This window comes from Plantibacter sp. RU18, from assembly GCF_050613355.1.
GTDB lineage: Bacteria > Actinomycetota > Actinomycetes > Actinomycetales > Microbacteriaceae > Plantibacter.
On sequence record NZ_CP159618.1, the window covers coordinates 3024090 to 3042066 of the forward strand.

Sequence of the window (17977 nt, forward strand, 5' to 3'; positions counted from 1 at the left end):
GGTAGGACCGGAGCACACCGCCCCGTCGGAGTTGTCCACAGGCGCGACAGCGGGGTGGGGCGCACCGGCCCCACCCCGCGTCCGCATCAGGCCAGCTCGTTCCCTTCGAGCATCTCGGTCACGAGCGCAGCGATCGCCGAGCGCTCCGAGCGCGTCAGTGTCACATGGGCGAACAGGGGGTGACCCTTCAGCGTCTCGATGACCGACGCGACTCCGTCATGGCGCCCGACGCGCAGGTTGTCCCGCTGGGCGACGTCGTGCGTGAGCACGACCCTGGAGTTCTGCCCGATCCGACTGAGCACGGTGAGCAAAACGTTCCGTTCCAGTGACTGCGCCTCGTCGACGATCACGAATGCATCGTGCAGGGACCGGCCGCGGATGTGTGTGAGCGGCAGCACCTCGAGGATGCCCCGTTCGACGACCTCGTCGAGGACGTTCTGCGACACGACGGCACCGAGGGTATCGAAGATCGCTTGGCCCCAGGGGTTCATCTTCTCGCCCTGATCACCGGGCAGGTAGCCGAGCTCCTGACCACCGACCGCGTACAGCGGACGGAACACCATGATCTTCTTGTGCGCCTGTCGTTCGAGGACCGCTTCCAGCCCGGCGCAGAGGGCGAGCGCGGACTTCCCCGTCCCTGCTCGACCTCCCAGCGACAGGATGCCGATCTCAGGGTCGAGCAGCAGGTCGATCGCGAGCCGCTGCTCGGCGGAACGCCCGTGGAGCCCGAAGACGTCCCGGTCGCCGCGGACGAGCTTGTAGCTCTGCTTCCCCGTCACACGGCCAAGCGCCGAGCCGCGGTCCGAGTGGATCACGAGGCCGGTGTTGATCGGCATCTCCGCGACGAGCGGGCTCACCCCCTCCTCGCGCTCGTACAGCACACTCATGTCGTCGGAACCGAGCGTGATCTCGGACATGCCCGTCCAGCCGGAGTCGACGGCGAGCTCTGCGCGGTACTCCTCGGCCTGCAGGCCGATCGACGCCGCCTTCACCCGGAGTGGCAGGTCTTTCGACACGACCGTCACCGTGAGGCCGTCGTTGGAGAGGTTCAGCGCCACCGCGAGGATCCGCGAGTCGTTGTCGGCGAGCTGCAGGCCCGACGGGAGCGAGGCCATGCTCGAGTGGTTGAGCTCGACGCGCAACGAGCCGCCGTCGCCGACCGGGATCGGGAAGTCGAGTCGTTCATGTTCGATCCGCAGTTCGTCGAGGATGCGCAGCGCCTGCCTTGCGAAGTACCCGATCTCAGGGTCGTTGCGCTTCCCCTCGAGTTCGCTGATCACGACGACGGGGATGACGACGGCGTGCTCTGCGAAACGGAAGAGCGCCTTGGGATCCGACAGGAGCACGGAGGTGTCGAGCACATAGGTGATCTCGGCCTGCGCCTGATCCCCTCCGCTCGCCGTGCGGTCGGCGGGTCGTCTGCTCGGCCTCGTGGACGCGTTCCGCGTCTCGGTACCGGCTGACGAGTTCTGGGTTCCTTGCGAGGCCACAACCACTCCCACCCCGAGCATCAAATGCTCGGATCCGTAAGCGAGTCGGCCACCTGCAGGTTTCGAGCCGAACTTATGTGGCCGTCTCGACCGGGCTCCATGCCCGATGAGATGAACGTACGTCCGACCTCCGACATCGATGCGACGACACGCCCCGTGTCCTGTTACGAGAACATGAACAAACGGGGACTTGCGGGCGAGGGGATCTCGCGTCGACTCCCGTTCAGTAGCTGACCGCGGTCGCGAACGACACGAGCGCGCCACGCAGCTGATCGAGTGTCTCCCGGCTCGTCCCCGCGTGCACGCTCAATCGAACCGTCCCTCCGCGAGTCGTCGCGGTGACCCCGTGGTTCGCCAGCGACGCCGACAGGGTGTTGAGCGCAGCGTCGTCCGGCTCGAGGACCACGATGCCGGCGCGCTCCGTCTCGTCGCGGGAACTCGTCACGGCGATGCCGAACTCGTCCGCGAGATCGATGACCTCGGTCACCAGTTGCGCGATGGCACCGTGGATGGCCGGCACGCCGACGGCGATCGTCTCCTCGAGCGACGCGGCGAACCGTGCAGCGGCGAGCGGATCGGCGCGTGTCAGCGAGTACGCGCTCGCCGTCCGGCTGGGTGCGGGCGTCGCGGTGAACGGCCAGACCTCGTCCGTGCCCGTCACACCGGAGAAGACCGGTACGAGGTGCTCGAGGGCCTGGTCGCTGAGCGCCAGGAAGCCGGTCCCCCAGCCGGAGCGCATCCATTTCTGGCCACCGCTCGCGACGACGTCTGCGACCTCGTACGGTGCGTCGAGCACACCGAAACCCTGGATCGCATCGACGATCAGGAGGCGGTCGCCGATCACCTGACGGATGCCCTCGAGGTCGCTGACATAGCCGGTGCGGTAGTCGACGAGGCTCACCGCGACGGCGGTCACCGAGTCGTCGAGCTGGGCGCGGATCTGACCGGGCGTCACTCGACCGTGATCGGTCTCCAGCCAGCGCGGGGTGAGGACGTGCATGTGCTCGGCAGCCCGCTCGACAGCGAGCGGAAGGGAGGGGAACTCGGCGCGCGAAAGCAGCACTCCCCCGGTCAGGCCGAACATCGTGTGCATGAGACCCTGCGAGGTGTTCGGCTGCGCGACGATCTGATCCGTGCGGAACCCGATGAGCGAGCTGACGGCGACCCGCATGCGCTCGTCCTGCTCGTCGATCCCGCCGACGGCACCGAAGCGGGAGCGGGCGAGCACATCGTTCCACAGCGAAGCCTCGGCTGCCACGGAAGCGGCGAGCGGGCCGACCTTGCCGTAGTCGAGGTAGCCGGGCTCCTCACCGAATCCGGTCTGGAAGCTGCGAAGCCGGGTCTCCGCGTCGAGTTCCGCCTGCCGCCTCGGGTCCGTGGATCGGCGGCTCATCCGCCGAACCGCCTGTTGCGTCGCGAGAAGTCACGGAGTGCGCGCAGGAAGTCCACCTCGCGGAGGTCGGGTCCGAGCGCCTCGACGAAGTAGAACTCGCTGTGGGCGCTCTGCCAGAGCATGAAGTCACTCATCCGCTGCTCACCGCTCGTACGGATGACGAGGTCGGGATCCGGCTGGCCTCCTGTGTACAGATGCTCACCGATGAGGTCGGGGGTCAGCAGGGCTGCGAGGTCCTCGAGGCTCCGCCCCTCGAGGTGGTGCTTCGCGACGATCGCGCGCATGGCGTCCACGATCTCCGTGCGCCCGCCGTAGCCGACAGCGAGGTTGATGTGCATGCCCGTGTGGTCTGCGGTGCGCTCTTCGGCGCCCTCGAGCGCGGTACGCAGCGACTCCGGAAGGCCATCACTCGCACCGACGTGCTTCACGCGCCAGTCGCGGTAGTGCGAGAGGTCCTCCGCCAGGTCGGCGATGATCTCGACGAGGTCGACGAGCTCCTCCGGCGATCGGTTCATGAGGTTGTCGCTCGAGAGCAGGTAGAGGGTGACGACGCCGATGCCGAGATCGTCGCACCAGGTCAGGAACTCGCGCATCTTCGCGGCGCCGGCGCGATGCCCGTGAGCCGCGGTGTCGTAGCCGAGCTGCTTCGCCCACCGGCGGTTGCCGTCGATGATCATCGCGACATGGTGCGGCAGGTTCTGCGATGTCAGCGACTTCCGGAGGCGCCGGGAATAGACGCCGTACAGGAAGCCGTCCCCTGGTGTGGATTGCCTCGTCATCACCCTGCAACGCTAGTGCAGTTTGCTCCGGGTCTCCCAGATGAGCGTGCGTCACACCCCGTATCCTGGGCGCATGACGAGTGGAGAACCCGAGCTGCCCCAGCTGCCGTTGCTCGAGGCCGCCGCTGCCGATGCGACCGTCGACGAGATCAAGCCGACATGGCGTGGCTGGATCCACGCGGGTACGTTCCCCGTCGCCGTCGCAGCCGGTATCGTCCTGATCGCTCTGGCCCAGGGCGCCCCGGCGAAATGGAGCTCGGCGGTGTTCGTCCTCACCTCGATGCTCCTGTTCGGCAACTCAGCGCTGTACCACCGGTTCGCATGGCGCCCGAGGATCAGACTCCTGCTGAAGCGGATCGACCACGCCAACATCTTCCTGCTGATCGCCGGGACCTACACGCCGCTCGCGGTGCTCGCACTCCCACCGGCGACGGGCACGCTGCTCCTCGCGCTCGTCTGGGGTGGCGCCCTGCTGGGCATCGGCTTCCGGGTGTTCTGGATCGGTGCGCCGCGCTGGCTGTACGTCCCGCTCTACCTCGCGCTCGGTTGGGGCGCCGTGGCGTTCCTCGGCGACATCGCCGCGGCGAACTTCGCGTCGATGATCCTCGTCGCGAGCGGAGGCCTGCTGTACACGGTCGGCGCGATCATGTACGCGATGAAGCGCCCGAACCCGTGGCCCGGGAGGTTCGGGTTCCACGAGTTGTTCCACGTGTGCACGGTGCTCGCGTTCCTCTGCCACTGGAGCGGGATCCTGCTGCTCGTACTCGACCCGGTCTACAACCGCTGAGTTCGGTGCGGCGGTGCGACTACCGCTGGGTGGTGCCGTCAGGACCGGTACCCGGGTCGTCCGTCGGGGCGCCGGTCGGCGACTGCCCGGACGGATGCGTCGTCGGGGTGCCTGCGGCGTCGCGTTCAGCGAGTTCCGCCTGCAGACGCTCGTCGATCTCGGCACGGTAGTTCACACGCCGCACTCGGCGCACCATGTCGATGACGAGGAGCACCACGATGATCGCGATCGAGAAGGTGATGACGAAGCCCCACGGGCCTGGCGTCACCTGATTCTCGTCGAACTGCGGTGACGGAGACGGAGACGGCGTGACCGCCAGCAGGAGATCGGTGAACAGGTGGTGCATCATGCGGTTCCTTCAGTCGTGTCGACGCCGGCGAACAGCTCCGACTCCGGGATGGTCGACGGGACGTGGGACGTGACGAGCTGGTAGTCCTCGAACGGCCATGCTGCGCGGAGGACGTCGTTCGGCCAGAAGAAGAACGGTGAGTCGGGTGGCACCTGGCTCCCATGGGCGCGTAGCGCAGCATCGCGAGCCTCGAAGAAGTCGCCGACCTGCACGTGCGTCGTGGCGAGGTCGGGACGCCCGGCCATCCACTCGCGCATCTCCGCGAGCCGTTCGACGGCCGGGTCGGCCGGGCGGTGCTCGACCAGGTAGGAGTGCACGGCCTCGAGCCTCGCGGGGCTGAAGGAACGGTCGTAGTACAGCTTGTCGACGCGCCATGGCTCTCCGGCCTCGGGATACCGATCCGCGTCGGCAGCGGCCTCGAAGGCGGCGACGCTCACCTGGTGGCAGCGGATGTGATCGGGGTGCGGGTAGCCGCCGTTCTCGTCGTACGTGACGATGACCTGCGGCCGGAATGCGCGCACGATGCGCACGAGCACACCTGTCGAGACCTCGAGCGGGATGTCGGCGAAGCTCGCGTGCGGCACCGAGCCGTCGTCGGTCGCCATGCCGCTGTCCCGGTAGCCCAGCCAGCGATGCTCGATGTCGAGGATCTCCTGCGCCTTCGCCATCTCGAGACGACGGTAGCCCGTGAGGTCGCGTTCGAGCATGGCGACGTCGGCGAGCTCGGGGTTCTGCAGGTCGCCCCGCTCCCCGCCGGTGCAGCTGACGACCATGACCTCCGCACCGAGGCTGCGATAGTAGGCCAGCGTGGCGGCGCCCTTGCTCGACTCGTCGTCGGGGTGAGCGTGCACCGCGAGCAGTCTCATGGTCATGGTGCTCCGCCTTCCGGCTGGTCTGCGCGAGGAACCGATCGGCGACTCGAGGGACGAGACACCGGCGGGACCCGGTGTCCAGGAAGAGGCAATACGCTTGAGGCATCGACCTCGAGGCGTCTCGCGCTCCTGGTCAAGCTTAACCGTTCGAACCGGAGCCCGTGACGATGACCAACCCCCCGCAAGACGCCATCGCCGCACGGTACGGACGGACTCCCGGCAGTCGGATCCGCGACCGCCGCGCACTCTGGATCGTGGCCGCCGCATTCGTCGTCGTCTTCGTCGCCTGGGTCGTATGGGCCGGGCTCGACGGCAGCCGTCCGAGCATCGAGGCCCGGAACACCGCGCACGAGCTCATCGACGACACCAGCGTCAGCGTCTCGTTCGAGGTGACCGGCCCGCAGGACACACCGATGGCCTGCTCCGTCCAGGCGCTCAACGAGCGGTTCGCGATCGTCGGTTGGAAGGTCGTGGAACTGCCGCTCTCAGACCAGCGCACCCGGAGCTTCACCGAACTCGTCCGGACGACGGAGCTGAGCAACACGGGTGTCGTCGACACCTGCTGGGTCGTCGAATCCGGCTCCTGACGCGTCACCGCGCCGATCGCCCTCAGCGCACTCTCCGGCCGATCGTGCGATACTCGACGGAGCAGTTCACACGCCCTGGCAATCCGCCGGGGCGTCTGGCATATGACGGGCGAATCAGCCGAGTCGTGCCGGACCCACCCATGCAAGAAGGAGTTCCATCGTGTCCGAGCAGATCCAGGAGACGTTCCTCACCCAGCAGGCCTTCGACCGGCTGCAGGCGGAACTCGAGCACCTGAGCACCACGGGTCGCGAAGAGATCGCCAAGCGCATCGAGGCGGCCCGTGAAGAAGGCGACCTGAAGGAGAACGGCGGCTACCACGCCGCCAAGGACGAACAGGGCAAGCAGGAAGCCCGCATCCGCACCCTCACGCAGATGCTGCGCGACGCCAAGGTGAGCGAGGCTCCCGAGTCGCACGGTGTCGTCGAGTCCGGCACGGTCATCACTGCCGTCGTCGCCGGCGGTGAGGAGCGGTTCCTCCTCGGGAGCCGCGAGATCGCCGGCAACACCGACCTCGACGTCTACAGCGAGGGCAGCCCGCTCGGCTCTGCGATCCTCGGTCTCAAGATCGGCGAGACCACCACGTACGAGGCCCCCAACGGCAAGGAGATCACCGTCTCGATCACCGCCGTGGAGACGTACACCGGATCCTGATCGTCCCGAGACATGATGAAGGGCCCCACCGATCGGTGGGGCCCTTCATCACGCACGGACCTCAGTCGTCGACGAAGGCTGTCCGCTCATTCGTCGACGATCCATGTCAGTCGTCGACGATCTGTGGGTCGTAGCCGGCCTCACGGAGGGTCTGCACGACGAGGTCTCGGTGGTCGGGCCCGCGGGTCTCGATACTCAGCTCCAGCTCCACATCGCTGATCTGCAGCCCGTGCCCATGGCGTGTGTGCAGCACCTCGATGACGTTCGCGTTCGCCTGCGCGACGAGTTCCGCTGTCCGGGCCAGCTGGCCCGGACGGTCGGGCAGCGGGATCCGCAGTGTGAGGTAGCGGTCGGACGCCGCGAGCCCGTGACTCACGACACGCTGCAGCAGCAGCGGGTCGATGTTGCCGCCGGAGAGGATCGCGACGGTCGTGCCGGAGGCCTCGATCTTGCCGGCGAGGATCGCAGCCACGCCGGCGGCGCCTGCAGGCTCCACGACGAGCTTGGCTCGTTCGAGGAGCACCACGATCGCGCGGGCGAGGTCGTCCTCGGTGACCGTCACGACCTCGTCGACCAGAGCGCTGATCATCTCGAAGTTGAGCTCGCCGGGCCGCGCCACTGCGATGCCGTCCGCGATCGTCGGCTGCACGGTGATCGTCGTCGGGCGACCGGCCTCCAGCGAGGCCGGATATGCTGCGGCGTTCGCTGCCTGGACACCGATCACGCGGATGGTCCGCCCCTCGAGGGCAGCACGCTGCTTGAGCACACCGGCCACGCCGGAGATGAGGCCGCCGCCGCCGATGGGCACGATGACCGTCTCGACGTCGGGGACCTCCTCGAGGATCTCGAGGCCGAGCGTGCCCTGACCCGTGATGACGTCGGGGTGGTCGAACGGCGGGATGAGGATCGCCCCCGTCTCCGCGGCGAACTCTGCTGCGGCGATCAACGGCTCGGCGACGGTGTGCCCGCGGAGGATGACGTCGGCACCGTAGTCGCGCGTCGCGGCGAGCTTCGGCAGCGGGACACCCACCGGCATGAAGATGGTCGCCTTGATGCCGAGCTCACGTGCGGCGAAGGCGACGCCTTGCGCATGGTTGCCGGCCGATGCCGCGACGACACCACGAGCCCGTTCCTCCGGCGTCAGGCTCGACATGCGGTTGTAGGCACCACGGATCTTGTAGGAACCGGTGCGCTGCAGGTTCTCGCACTTCAGGTGCACCGGTACGCCGAGGACGTCGGCGAGGTAGCGGGAGCTCTCCATCGGAGTGCGCTGGACGGTCCCGGCGAGTGTGTCGCGTGCGCGTTCGAACGCAGCGAGCGACGGCCCGGGGATCACGGTGGAGCGTGAGGTGGAATCGGTCATGGTGTGCGGTGTCCTGGACTTTCTGGGGACGAGGGTTCAGTGGGGTCGACGCTGGGGTGCTGGGGCTCCTGATCGCCGGAGCGATCCTGGGACTCGCGCGGCGAGCGGGAGCCCGGACGGATTCGGCTCGGGCTCGGGACGGTCTGCCAGATGGCCCCGTCGGTCTGCACGAGCGGTGGAGCGCCACCTGTTCGCCACGCTCCGCTGGAGATCGTGTGGACCATGACGTTGATGACCGCGACGACCGGTACGGCGAACAATGCACCGGGGATACCGGCGAGCATCGTGCCGCCCGCGACGGCGAGCACGACGGCGAGGGGGTGGACCTTGACGGCCGTACCCATGATCAACGGCTGGAGGACATGCCCCTCGAGCTGCTGGACGGCGAGGACCACGCCGAGCATCGCGAGTGCGATGACCGGGCCGTTGTAGACGAGGGCGAGGAACACCGCGACGGCACCGGTCACGACCGCACCGACGATCGGCACGAACGAGCCCAGGAAGACCAGCACGGCGACCGGGATCGCGAGCGGGACGCCGAGGAAGAACGCGCCGAGTCCGATGCCGACCGCATCGATGGAGGCGACGAGGATCTGCGTCCGCACGTAGTTGCCGAGGGTCCGCCAGCCCGCGCGTCCCGCGCTGTCGACGGCCGGCCGTGCCCGCCTCGGGAACACGTTCACGCTCCACCGCCAGATCGTGCGGCCGTCGATGAGCATGAACAGGAGGCAGAACAGTGTCAGGAACAACCCGGTGGCGACATGACCCAGGGTCGAGCCGATCGACAGCGCGCCCGAGAGCAGGACCTGGCCGTCCTGCTGCAGCGAGTCGAAGGCCTGCGCGACGAAGTCGTTGAGCTGCGCTTGGGTGATGTGCAGCGGGCTGTCGAGCAGGAAGGTCTTGAAGTCGTCGTACGCGGACAGCGTCCGTGCCTGGACTGAGGCGAACTGTGAGGTGATCTGCGAGATCGCGAGGAAGACGAGTCCGCTGACAGCGGCGATCGTGCCCACGAGGGCGAGTGCGATGGCGAGGCCCTTCGGCCAGCGATGGCGCACGAGGAAGTCCACGAGCGGCTTGAGCAGCGCCGACACCAGAACGGCGATGAGCAGCGGGATGACGATGAGCCGGAGCTGCACGACCAGGAAGACGAGGAGCGCGATGACGGCGGCGACGACGAGGATGCGCCAGGACCATGCGGCCGCAGTGCGCATGCCCGGCGAGACGCCGCTCGTGTTCGATTCACGGGCAGGAGGGGGCACAGCGTCGGGGAGAAAGCGTCCCCACCAGGTCTTCGGAGTGTCGTCCGCCATTGCTCAAGTGTAGGGCTGGCCCATGCCCGTCCGGGCATGCGATTCCTGGGAGGAACACGGGGATGCTGAGCAGGCCAGGTGTCGGAAGCGGGTGTTACGGTCGGGCCGTGCCCGAATCGATCTCCCCCGCCCTCGCCAGACGCATCGCGCTCGGCGCGCAGGGCTTCGGCGCGACGCCCCGTACCTCGCCAGCGGGGACGCGCGCACTGCGCTCGACGATCGACCGACTCGGTCTGGTCCAGATCGACTCGGTCAATGTGTTCGAGCGCAGCCACTACCTCCCGCTCTTCGCCCGCCTCGGCCCCTACGACAAGTCCGCACTCGACCGCCTCACGCTCGGCGAGCACTCGCCTTATCTGGAGTACTGGGCCCACGAGGCGGCCTTCATCCCCCGCGAGGCGTGGCCGCTGTTCCGCTGGCGCATGGACGCCCACCGCGCCAAGCAGGCCGCCGACGACACCGCCTGGGCGAACCACAACACCCCGATGCTCCACTGGGTCCGCGATCTGCTGCGCGCAGAGGGTCCGCTGAAGGCCAGCGAGATCGAGCACGACGCGAATGTCCGCAGAGGCCCCTGGTGGGGCTGGTCCGACGTCAAGCGAGCACTCGAAGTGCTCTTCCTCTACGGCGAGGTGGTCACAGCCGGCCGCGATCGGTTCGAACGCCGGTACACCCTTGCAGAACAGGCGCTCGCACCGGCCATCCTCGACCAGGAGGTGAGCATGCCCGACGCGATCCGCGAGCTCGTGCGTCGGGCCGCAGCGGCGCAAGGCGTCGCGACCGTGTCCGACCTCGCCGACTACTACCGGATCAAGCCGCAGACGGCCGTCCGAGAGCTCGTCGACGCCGGCGAACTCGAGCCCGTCACGGTACGAGGCTGGGACCGGCGCGGTGGCCCGTTGGAGGCCTGGGTGCATCACGACGCACGACGCCCGCGCAGGAGCGGCGGCATCGCGCTGCTCAGCCCGTTCGATCCCGTCGTGTGGTTCCGAGAGCGCGCTCTCCGTATGTTCGGTCTGCACTACCGGATCGAGATCTACACCCCGGCGCCACAGCGCGTGTTCGGTTACTACGTCCTGCCGGTGCTCCTCGACGGCGAGATCGTCGCACGTGTCGATCTGAAGAGCGACCGCCAGGCCGGCGTGCTCAGGGTCCAGTCGGCATGGTTCGAGCGCGGCCACGAGGACGGCGTCGCGCGCGGACTGCGCCCGCCCCCCGACGACGCGGTGGCGTCGCGACTCGCAGAGCTCCTCTCCATCACGGCAGCGTGGCAGGGCTTGGGCGATGTCGCCGTCGTCGATCGCGGCACCCTCGCTGCACCACTCGCGCACGCCCTGGGCACGCGTCTGCTCACCTCGGATCCCGCTCACCGCATGGGTACTACTCCCCATACGTCTGACCCGCAATCACTCTCAGGAGATACACAACAACTGCTAGGTTGAGGGGCACCTTCATGGATCAGAACGAGGGGAACCCGCCATGAGCACCGACGACACCACACCCGACCCGCAGGCTCAACAGCCCGCCCCACAGCAGCCTCAGCCCAACCAGTCCGGCCAGCAGCAGAACCCGTACCAGCAGGGTCAGCAGCAGACGCCGAACCCCTACCAGCAGGGGCAGCAGCAGACGCCGAACCCGTACCAGCAGGGTCAGCAGCAGACCGGCGCTCAGACCCCGCCGACACCGTACGGCCAGCCACCGGCGGCCCAGTCGAGCCCGTACCAGCAGGGCCAGACGCAGGGACAGCCGCAGGCGAACGGGCAGTACGCCACCGCGCAGAACCCCTACGCGACCGCGGCTCCGAAGCAGCCGATGGACCCGAAGCAGAAGAAGCGGATCATCCTGTGGTCCTCCATCGCGGGTGGCGCTCTCGTACTCATCGCCGCCGCGGCGATCTCCATCTCGGTGATCAACAGCACCGCGTTCGGACCGCAGGCGAAGGTCGAGGACTACCTCAAGGCCATCGCAGCGGGCGACGCCAAACTCGCGACCAGCCTCGCGGCACCCGACCCGTCCATCGTCGACACCGGCGATGATGCAGCGGACGACGCCACGGGCGACGACGCGGATGCCGACGCTGACGCCGATGCCGACGCTGACGCACCGGCCGCCGTCGACCCCAAGGCCCTCCTCACGAACGAGGTCCTGAAGGCCGCTGACGAGCGCATCACCAACCCGAAGGTCGGCCGCGTGTCGAGCCGCAACGGCGAGGCGTTCGTCGAGGTGACCTATGAACTGGCGGGCAAGCGCTACGACGACTCCGTCTCGCTCAAGAGCGAAGGCAAGCAGTTCCTGTTCTTCGACACGTGGAAGCTCGAGAGTTCACTCGTCGGCAGCATCAACGTCTACACGGGTCTCGGGAGCACGGCGTTCAGCGTCAACGGCATCAACTTCGACGGCGCGACCGACGAGAGCCTCTTCGCCTACCCGGCGGTCTACACCGTTGCGCCACCGGAGAGCAAGTACCTGGCCGGCGACGCCCAGACCGTCACGCTCACGTCTTACTCGGCCGGTGAGGGTTCGGCGTTCATCGACATCAACGTGACGGCGACGGAGGCCCTCACCACCGAGGTGACCGCTCAGGTCGTCGCGATGATCGAGAAATGCCTCGACGCGACCACGTTGGACACCACGTGCGGCGTCATGCCGTCCTGGCAGCAGGAGCAGTTCACGAGCGTCGGCCCGGTGACCTGGACGCTGACCTCTCCCCCGACGATCAAGGTCGACGAGGGTGGCACGTACTTCTACACCTCGGACGGCCGCATCGACGGCTCGTTCGACGCATCCTGGTACGGCAGCGCGGTCAGCGGCCAGCAGGTCTGGGACACGTACCTGAACTTCCCGGGCACGATCTCGATCGATGCCGACGACAAGGTGACCGTTACCTTCGACTCGGACGAGCAGGAGACCGAATAGCACCGCCCGCATGGACGGAGAATGGGGCGGCACCTTCGGGTGCCGCCCCATTCGTGTCGTGCGCGGTGCGGTTGTCAGAAGCCGTCGCCGATGGTGCTCAGGCGCTTGATGCGCTCGACGAGCGGCGGATGGGTGCTGAAGAGCTTCGCGACGGCACCGGGCTTCAACGGGTCGGAGATCCACAGGTGTGCCATCGAGGAGTTCTGCTTCGCCATCGGGCGACCGTAGGCCGCGAGCTTGCCGAGTGCGCTCGCGAGCGCCTCCGGGTGCCTGGTCGTGAGGGCCCCGGTGGCGTCTGCGAGGTACTCGCGCTGTCGTGAGATGGCAAGCTGCACCATCGTGGCGAGCAACGGCGCGATGAGCATCGCGGCGATGCCGAGCACGAGCATGACCGGGCTGCCACCGTTGTTGTTGCTCCGGTTGCCACCACCCCAGAGCGTCATCCGCAGCAGCATGTCGGACAGGAACCCGATGGCCACGACGAGGCCGAAGACGACCATCGACACCCGGATGTCGTAGTTCTGCACGTGACCGAGTTCGTGCGCCATGACACCTTCCAGCTCGGCGTCGTTCATGATGTCGAGCAACCCCGTCGTCGCGGCCACCATGGCATGCTCCGGGTCGCGGCCCGTCGCGAACGCATTCGGTGCTGGATCGTTGATCAGGTACACCTCGGGCATCGGTGTACCCGTGGTGATCGACAGGTTCTCAACGATCCGGTACAACCGAGGGCTGTCAGCCTTCTCGATGCGCTGAGCCCCGCTCATCGCGATGGCCTGGCGACCGGCGAAGAAGTACTGGAGCAGGGCGTACCCGGTCGCGACGACGAGCACCACGATCGTGATCGTGAGGTTCTGGTAGATGTACCCCGCGAGCCATCCGAGGCCACCGATGATGACCAGGAAGGCGATGAAGATCAGAACGGTGTTGCGCTTGTTCCTGGCGATCGCCCGATACATGGAAGTGCGTTACCGCCCGTCAGAACTGGACGCGCGGCGGTTCGGCGATCGCCGCGTTGTCGGTGACCTCGAAGAAGTCGCGCTCGGTGAAGCCGAGACCCTTCGCGAACAGGTTGTTCGGGAACACCTTGATCTTCGTGTTGAGTTCGCGAACGCCACCGTTGTAGAACCGGCGGGATGCCTGGATCTTGTCCTCGGTGTCGACGATCTCCGACTGCAGCTGAAGGAAGTTCTGGCTGGCCTGCAGCTGCGGGTATGCCTCTGCGACGGCGAAGATGCTCTTGAGCGCCTGCTGCATGTGGTTCTCGGCCTCGCTCGCCGCCACCGGGCCTTGAGCGCTCAGCGTCTCGGCACGTGCTTTCGTGACGTTCTCGAAGACCGACTTCTCGTGGGCGGCGTACCCCTTCACCGCCTCGATGAGGTTCGGGATGAGGTCTGCTCGGCGCTTCAACTGCACCGTGATGTCGCTCCACGCTTCGTCGACGCGCACGTTGAGCGTCACGAGCGAGTTGTACGTCACCCAGAAGTAGATGCCGACGATGACGATGAGGGCGACGACGATGAGGACTGGGATCAGCCATTCCATGAGGATGGGCTCCTTGCGAGTCGATGAAGAGCGGGTCCGCATATTCTAGCCGCGACGACCCCGGGGTCTTGGGGAGTTCGCAGGAAGCGCGCAGCTGGCGTGCAGCGCGGGTTCATCCGGCTTGAGGCTCGGCGCACGCTCAGGCGCCGAGCACACGTGCGAGGTAGGCGTTACCGAAGAGGCGACCGGGATCGAGCCGGTCGCGCAGCTGGACGAAGTCGTCGAATCGCGGGTAGACCGCCCGCAAGGACTGGGCGTCCCGGGTGTGCAGCTTGCCCCAGTGGGGTCGGCCGCCCAGCCCCGTCATGATCGCCTCGACACCGCGGAAGTACTCGCCCGGCTCCTCCCGGAAGAACCGGTGCACGGCGACATAGCCCGTGGCCCGGTCGGATGCGGTCGACAACCAGAGGCTGTCGGCCGCCGCCACCCGCACCTCGATCGGGAACGAGACGCGCCACCCGCGCTCGTCGATGAGCGCGCGGACGCGTTCGAAGGCGGTCCGCAGATGCTCGAGGGGCAGGGCGTACTCCATCTCCCGGAACCGGACGGTGCGGCTCGTCGTGAAGACCTTCGTCGAGCGGTCCGTGAACTCGCGGTCGCCGACCAGGCGGTCGGCGAGGCGGTTGACCCTGGGGACGATCCCCGGGGCCACGACGCCCGCGTTGCACAGGACGCGGTACACGCCGTTGGCGAGCAGGGTGTCGTCGACCCAACGGGCGACCGGACGGATCGGCTGCACCGCGGCGTCGCCGGGCAGACGCCGATTGCTCTTCGTCAGGGCGGTCCCGGTGTGCGGGAACCAGTAGAACTCGAAGTGGTCCACGGCTGCGGCGCGGTCGAGGAGGGTGGGGAGCAGCCCGTCGAGCGGCTCCGGTCGTTCGACCGCGTGCAGGACGAAGGCGGGGACACACTGGAGCGTGACCTCGACGAGGATCCCGAACGCGCCGAGGCCGAGGGCGAGCGCCGGCAGCAGGTCGCTCTCCTGCTCACTGTCCGCGGTCAGCAACGACCCGTCGGCCGTCACGATCGTGACGCCGACGACCTGGGTCGCGATGCCGCCGAAGCCGAGCCCGGTGCCGTGCGTGCCCGTCGAGATCGCACCGGCGATGGTCTGCCGGTCGATGTCGCCCAGGTTCGCCATTGCCAGACCGTGCGGCTCGAGCAACGCCGGCAGTTGGTGGAGCCGGGTTCCCCCGAGCAGGGTGACCTGCTGCCGATCACGGTCCACCCTGACGATGCCGCTCAGCGCGTCGAGGTCGAGCAGCACGCCAGGGGCCACCGCGATGCCCGTGAAGCTGTGCCCGGCGCCGACCGCCTTGATCGGCAGACCCGCACCGGCAGCAGCGCGGACGAGCCGCTGCACAGCCTGGATCGAATCCGGTCGTTCCCGCCGAACCGGTCGGATGTGCTCCGTCCGGGCCCAGTTCGTCCAGACAGCCGTGCCGCGCGTCATACGAAGCCCCGGCCTTCCCCGCGGTAGGTCTGCAGTTCGTCGACGATCCGATCACCGTCGACCACTTGAAATGCGGCGACGCGCTCACTGAGCTCGCCTGATTTGGTGTGCCGCAGCCAGACGCGATCACCCAGACGGAGCGCTGCCGCCTCATCACCGGACACCGGTGTCTGCACCTCTCCCGCCATCTCCCGCGGGAGCATTTCGAGGCCCTCCGGCCACACGATCAGCGGGAGGCGATCCGCTCCGGGAGGCCCTGACGCCACCCAGCCGCCGCCGAGGATGGTGGCGAGCTCTGGAGCGGGCTTCCGGACGACGGACAGCCCGAACGCCGCCGCTGGCGCCGGGGTGAAGGCGCGGTAGTGGTCGAAGAGGTGACCGCCGAACACCCCACTGCCGGCTGCGATCTCGGTGACCGAGTCGTCCGATGCGGTCAGCTCGAGCGATCCCGTTCCGCCGCCGTTCACGAACTCCAGCTCTGCAACGGCCCGCACCTCGGCGACCACCGCGGCACGGCGCTCACGCAGCTCCGCCCATGACCGTCGTTGGATCGCGCGGAGCGTCGCCGACCAGGCGGGTCGACCGTCGAGGTCGTCCCCCTGGCCTGCGATCTGCGCTTCGTACGCCATGATCCCGACGAGCCGGAACCCGGGCCGAGCGACGACGGCTTCGGCGAGCGCACGTACCTCGTCCGGCGTCCGCAGCGGCGACCGACGCACACCGACGTGCCCGAGTCCAGGGGCGCGGAACGAGGCGTCGAGTTCGATGCAGACGCGGACCTCGGCCCGGGCGCCCGGCAGCGCGACGGCGTCGATGAGGTCGAGGTGCTCGAGTGAGTCGATCATGAGCGTGATCCTGGCGGCCGCGCGATCGTCACCGGCGAGCGTGGCGATCGCGCCGCGTTCGGCGGTCGGATACCCGACGACGATGTCGTCGATCGTCTCGGCGAGCCACAGCGCCTCACCCAGCGTGTAGGCCAGGACTCCCGCATATCCCGGCTGCCTGAGCAGCGCGTCGATCACGCTGCGGACCCGGATGGACTTGCTGGCGACGCGGATCGGCTTCCCGCCGGCCCGCCGGAGCATGTCGTGCGTGTTGTGTCGGAGCGCCCCGAGATGGAGCACCGCCACCGGCGAGTCGATGTCGACCACGGCCCGTGCGATCCCGCCCCAGTACCGCCTGGGATCCAGCCACGGCATGGGCTCGTCGACACGGCCCCCCGCGTTCAGTTCGATGGTCATCAGCGCACTCCTCGGACTCGGGTGACGGCGAACGCCCCGGCGACGGCACAGGCCGCCGAGACGAGGTAGAGCCCGGCGAAACCGCCGAGCCAGGCGACGAGTACGGCACCGATCAGCGGAGCGATGGCCTGCGGCACCGCCTGCGCGATGTTCATGATGCCGAGGTCCTTGCCGTGCGAGGTCGGATCGGGCAGCACCTGGGTCGCAAGCGCCTGATCGACCGACATGAAGCAGCCGTACCCGAGGCCGATGAGGGCCGCAGCGATGAAGCCCATCGGGAGCGAGGGCCAGATGGCGAGCAGGAGCGCGGCGAGCGCCTGCGATGCCGAGGCCGCGACGACGAAGATCCGTCGACGCCCGGTGCGGTCGGACAACCGGCCGAGGACGAGTGATGCTGCGACGACGAAGACCGTGTACACGATCGTGAACAGCAGCAGGTCGGTCTCCGCGTCCGCGTCGCCGAGACCGAACAGCAGGAAGTAGAACAGGAGCGACGTGCTGAACGCGTTCCCGAGGTTCACGAGGACGCGGCTCAGCATCGTCCAGCCGAAGTCCGGGTGCTTCCTCGGTGAGATCCAGAGGCTCTCGAGGAGTGCGCCGACCGTGATGCGTTCGAGTCGCGGGCCGTCCGGGATCGGGTCGGCCGTCAGGAGGAAGGGGATCACCAGGATCAGGAGCAGCACGGCGAGCGCCAGGTAGCCGGCGACCATCTGCGTCCCCAGCACGAGGAGCAACGCGATGCCGAGGATGACTCCGACAGCCTGCGGAGCGGAGATCCAACCCGAGACGTATCCACGCTGCTCGACGGGCACCTGGTCGGAGATCGTCGCGGTCAGTGCGGCGCCGAGGACGCAGAAACCGATGATCGCGATGCACCAGCAGATGCCGATCCCGACGATCCCGGTCTGCAGGCCGAGGAGTACGAGACCGACGGCGAACAGCAGCGTGCCACCGGCGATCCACGGACGTCGCCGTCCGAAGCGCGAACGGGTGCGATCGGAGAGTGCACCGGTGAGCGGATATGCGACGATCGAGCACAGTCACGCGACGCCCGCGACGACGCCGAACGCGACGACACTGTCCACCCAGTGCTCCGGTGCGAGCTGGGCGTCGATCTGCGCCGGGAGCAGGAGTTGCAGTGGTGCCAGCTGTGCCATCCAGATGCCAAGCCATGCGACGGCGAAGGCGGCTATCCACCGGCCCGTGACCCGACGTGCTGCGGTCGGTGAAGCCGGTGCAG

The 17977-nt window shown here is 68.0% G+C and carries 17 protein-coding genes; 5 read left to right on the forward strand and 12 right to left on the reverse strand.

The genetic code is table 11. The features are described from left to right. Positions 1–86: 86 nt before the first annotated feature. From ABMA10_RS14525 to ABMA10_RS14535, 3 genes are all read right to left on the reverse strand, one after another. A complete protein-coding gene (locus ABMA10_RS14525) occupies positions 87–1511 on the reverse strand; it encodes a PhoH family protein (protein ID WP_414693730.1) in 1425 nt (474 codons plus the stop codon). A 202-nt stretch (positions 1512–1713) separates the two neighbouring features. Then, positions 1714–2883: an aminotransferase class V-fold PLP-dependent enzyme gene (locus ABMA10_RS14530; protein ID WP_347870547.1), complete on the reverse strand. Its 1170-nt coding sequence runs from the start codon at positions 2881–2883 to the stop codon at positions 1714–1716. Beyond that, positions 2880–3662 (reverse strand): isoprenyl transferase, encoded by a 783-nt coding sequence (locus ABMA10_RS14535; RefSeq protein WP_431031525.1) that lies wholly within the window; start codon positions 3660–3662, stop codon positions 2880–2882. Before ABMA10_RS14535 ends, ABMA10_RS14530 begins: the two co-directional genes overlap by 4 nt. A 73-nt stretch (positions 3663–3735) precedes the next feature. Between ABMA10_RS14535 and trhA the strand changes: the two genes are divergently transcribed. Beyond that, complete coding sequence (gene trhA, locus ABMA10_RS14540) at positions 3736–4449, forward strand: PAQR family membrane homeostasis protein TrhA (protein WP_347870549.1); 714 nt, start codon at positions 3736–3738, stop codon at positions 4447–4449. A gap of 19 nt (positions 4450–4468) precedes the next feature. Here trhA and ABMA10_RS14545 read toward each other — a convergent pair whose 3' ends face one another. Both ABMA10_RS14545 and mca read right to left on the reverse strand, forming a co-directional pair. Then, positions 4469–4798, reverse strand: a complete 330-nt coding sequence (locus ABMA10_RS14545) for a hypothetical protein (protein ID WP_347870550.1) — start codon at positions 4796–4798, stop codon at positions 4469–4471. Then, on the reverse strand, positions 4795–5670 hold the full coding sequence (gene mca, locus ABMA10_RS14550; protein ID WP_347870551.1) for a mycothiol conjugate amidase Mca: 876 nt from the start codon (positions 5668–5670) through the stop codon (positions 4795–4797). The genes ABMA10_RS14545 and mca overlap by 4 nt, the downstream gene beginning before the upstream one ends. Before the next feature lie 167 nt (positions 5671–5837). On the opposite strand from mca, the gene ABMA10_RS14555 reads away from it, so the two are divergent. Together ABMA10_RS14555 and greA are read left to right on the forward strand one after the other, a co-directional pair. After that, on the forward strand, positions 5838–6257 hold the full coding sequence (locus ABMA10_RS14555; RefSeq protein WP_347870552.1) for a DUF4307 domain-containing protein: 420 nt from the start codon (positions 5838–5840) through the stop codon (positions 6255–6257). 160 nt (positions 6258–6417) lie between these two features. Further along, positions 6418–6909 carry a transcription elongation factor GreA gene (gene greA / locus ABMA10_RS14560; protein ID WP_347870553.1) on the forward strand — a complete coding sequence of 164 codons (492 nt, stop codon included), beginning with the start codon at positions 6418–6420 and terminating at the stop codon, positions 6907–6909. A gap of 106 nt (positions 6910–7015) precedes the next feature. Here the strand turns inward: greA and ilvA are convergent, their stop codons facing one another. Next, on the reverse strand, positions 7016–8272 hold the full coding sequence (gene ilvA / locus ABMA10_RS14565) for a threonine ammonia-lyase (protein WP_347870554.1): 1257 nt from the start codon (positions 8270–8272) through the stop codon (positions 7016–7018). Then, a complete protein-coding gene (locus tag ABMA10_RS14570; RefSeq protein WP_347870555.1) occupies positions 8269–9582 on the reverse strand; it encodes an AI-2E family transporter in 1314 nt (437 codons plus the stop codon). The genes ilvA and ABMA10_RS14570 overlap by 4 nt, the downstream gene beginning before the upstream one ends. A gap of 107 nt (positions 9583–9689) precedes the next feature. Between ABMA10_RS14570 and ABMA10_RS14575 the strand changes: the two genes are divergently transcribed. Together ABMA10_RS14575 and ABMA10_RS14580 are read left to right on the forward strand one after the other, a co-directional pair. Beyond that, positions 9690–11024 carry a winged helix-turn-helix domain-containing protein gene (locus ABMA10_RS14575; protein ID WP_431030648.1) on the forward strand — a complete coding sequence of 445 codons (1335 nt, stop codon included), beginning with the start codon at positions 9690–9692 and terminating at the stop codon, positions 11022–11024. Positions 11025–11061: 37 nt separating this feature from the next. Continuing rightward, a complete protein-coding gene (locus tag ABMA10_RS14580; protein ID WP_347870557.1) occupies positions 11062–12498 on the forward strand; it encodes a hypothetical protein in 1437 nt (478 codons plus the stop codon). Positions 12499–12572: 74 nt separating this feature from the next. Here the strand turns inward: ABMA10_RS14580 and ABMA10_RS14585 are convergent, their stop codons facing one another. The 5 genes from ABMA10_RS14585 to ABMA10_RS14605 form a co-directional block, all read right to left on the reverse strand. Then, positions 12573–13457 carry a M48 family metalloprotease gene (locus ABMA10_RS14585; protein ID WP_347870558.1) on the reverse strand — a complete coding sequence of 295 codons (885 nt, stop codon included), beginning with the start codon at positions 13455–13457 and terminating at the stop codon, positions 12573–12575. Between the two features lie 19 nt (positions 13458–13476). Then, entirely contained in the window at positions 13477–14043 is a 567-nt protein-coding gene (locus tag ABMA10_RS14590; protein WP_347870559.1) for a LemA family protein, read from the reverse strand. A 139-nt stretch (positions 14044–14182) separates the two neighbouring features. Beyond that, positions 14183–15496 carry a D-arabinono-1,4-lactone oxidase gene (locus tag ABMA10_RS14595; RefSeq protein WP_431030649.1) on the reverse strand — a complete coding sequence of 438 codons (1314 nt, stop codon included), beginning with the start codon at positions 15494–15496 and terminating at the stop codon, positions 14183–14185. Beyond that, on the reverse strand, positions 15493–16737 hold the full coding sequence (locus ABMA10_RS14600; RefSeq protein WP_347870561.1) for an alanine racemase: 1245 nt from the start codon (positions 16735–16737) through the stop codon (positions 15493–15495). Before ABMA10_RS14600 ends, ABMA10_RS14595 begins: the two co-directional genes overlap by 4 nt. Further along, positions 16737–17777 (reverse strand): MFS transporter, encoded by a 1041-nt coding sequence (locus tag ABMA10_RS14605; protein WP_347870575.1) that lies wholly within the window; start codon positions 17775–17777, stop codon positions 16737–16739. The genes ABMA10_RS14600 and ABMA10_RS14605 overlap by 1 nt, the downstream gene beginning before the upstream one ends. Positions 17778–17977 lie beyond the last annotated feature (200 nt).

Bases quoted from the DNA above. Each gene is read 5' to 3' on its own strand.
- ABMA10_RS14525 (WP_414693730.1), bottom strand. From the start codon at position 1,511: ATGCTCGGGGTGGGAGTGGTTGTGGCCTCGCAAGGAACCCAGAACTCG.
- ABMA10_RS14530 (WP_347870547.1), bottom strand. From the start codon at position 2,883: ATGAGCCGCCGATCCACGGACCCGAGGCGGCAGGCGGAACTCGACGCG.
- ABMA10_RS14535 (WP_431031525.1), bottom strand. From the start codon at position 3,662: ATGACGAGGCAATCCACACCAGGGGACGGCTTCCTGTACGGCGTCTAT.
- trhA (WP_347870549.1), top strand. From the start codon at position 3,736: ATGACGAGTGGAGAACCCGAGCTGCCCCAGCTGCCGTTGCTCGAGGCC.
- ABMA10_RS14545 (WP_347870550.1), bottom strand. From the start codon at position 4,798: ATGATGCACCACCTGTTCACCGATCTCCTGCTGGCGGTCACGCCGTCT.
- mca (WP_347870551.1), bottom strand. From the start codon at position 5,670: ATGACCATGAGACTGCTCGCGGTGCACGCTCACCCCGACGACGAGTCG.
- ABMA10_RS14555 (WP_347870552.1), top strand. From the start codon at position 5,838: ATGACCAACCCCCCGCAAGACGCCATCGCCGCACGGTACGGACGGACT.
- ilvA (WP_347870554.1), bottom strand. From the start codon at position 8,272: ATGACCGATTCCACCTCACGCTCCACCGTGATCCCCGGGCCGTCGCTC.
- ABMA10_RS14570 (WP_347870555.1), bottom strand. From the start codon at position 9,582: ATGGCGGACGACACTCCGAAGACCTGGTGGGGACGCTTTCTCCCCGAC.
- ABMA10_RS14580 (WP_347870557.1), top strand. From the start codon at position 11,062: ATGAGCACCGACGACACCACACCCGACCCGCAGGCTCAACAGCCCGCC.
- ABMA10_RS14585 (WP_347870558.1), bottom strand. From the start codon at position 13,457: ATGTATCGGGCGATCGCCAGGAACAAGCGCAACACCGTTCTGATCTTC.
- ABMA10_RS14590 (WP_347870559.1), bottom strand. From the start codon at position 14,043: ATGGAATGGCTGATCCCAGTCCTCATCGTCGTCGCCCTCATCGTCATC.
- ABMA10_RS14595 (WP_431030649.1), bottom strand. From the start codon at position 15,496: ATGACGCGCGGCACGGCTGTCTGGACGAACTGGGCCCGGACGGAGCAC.
- ABMA10_RS14600 (WP_347870561.1), bottom strand. From the start codon at position 16,737: ATGACCATCGAACTGAACGCGGGGGGCCGTGTCGACGAGCCCATGCCG.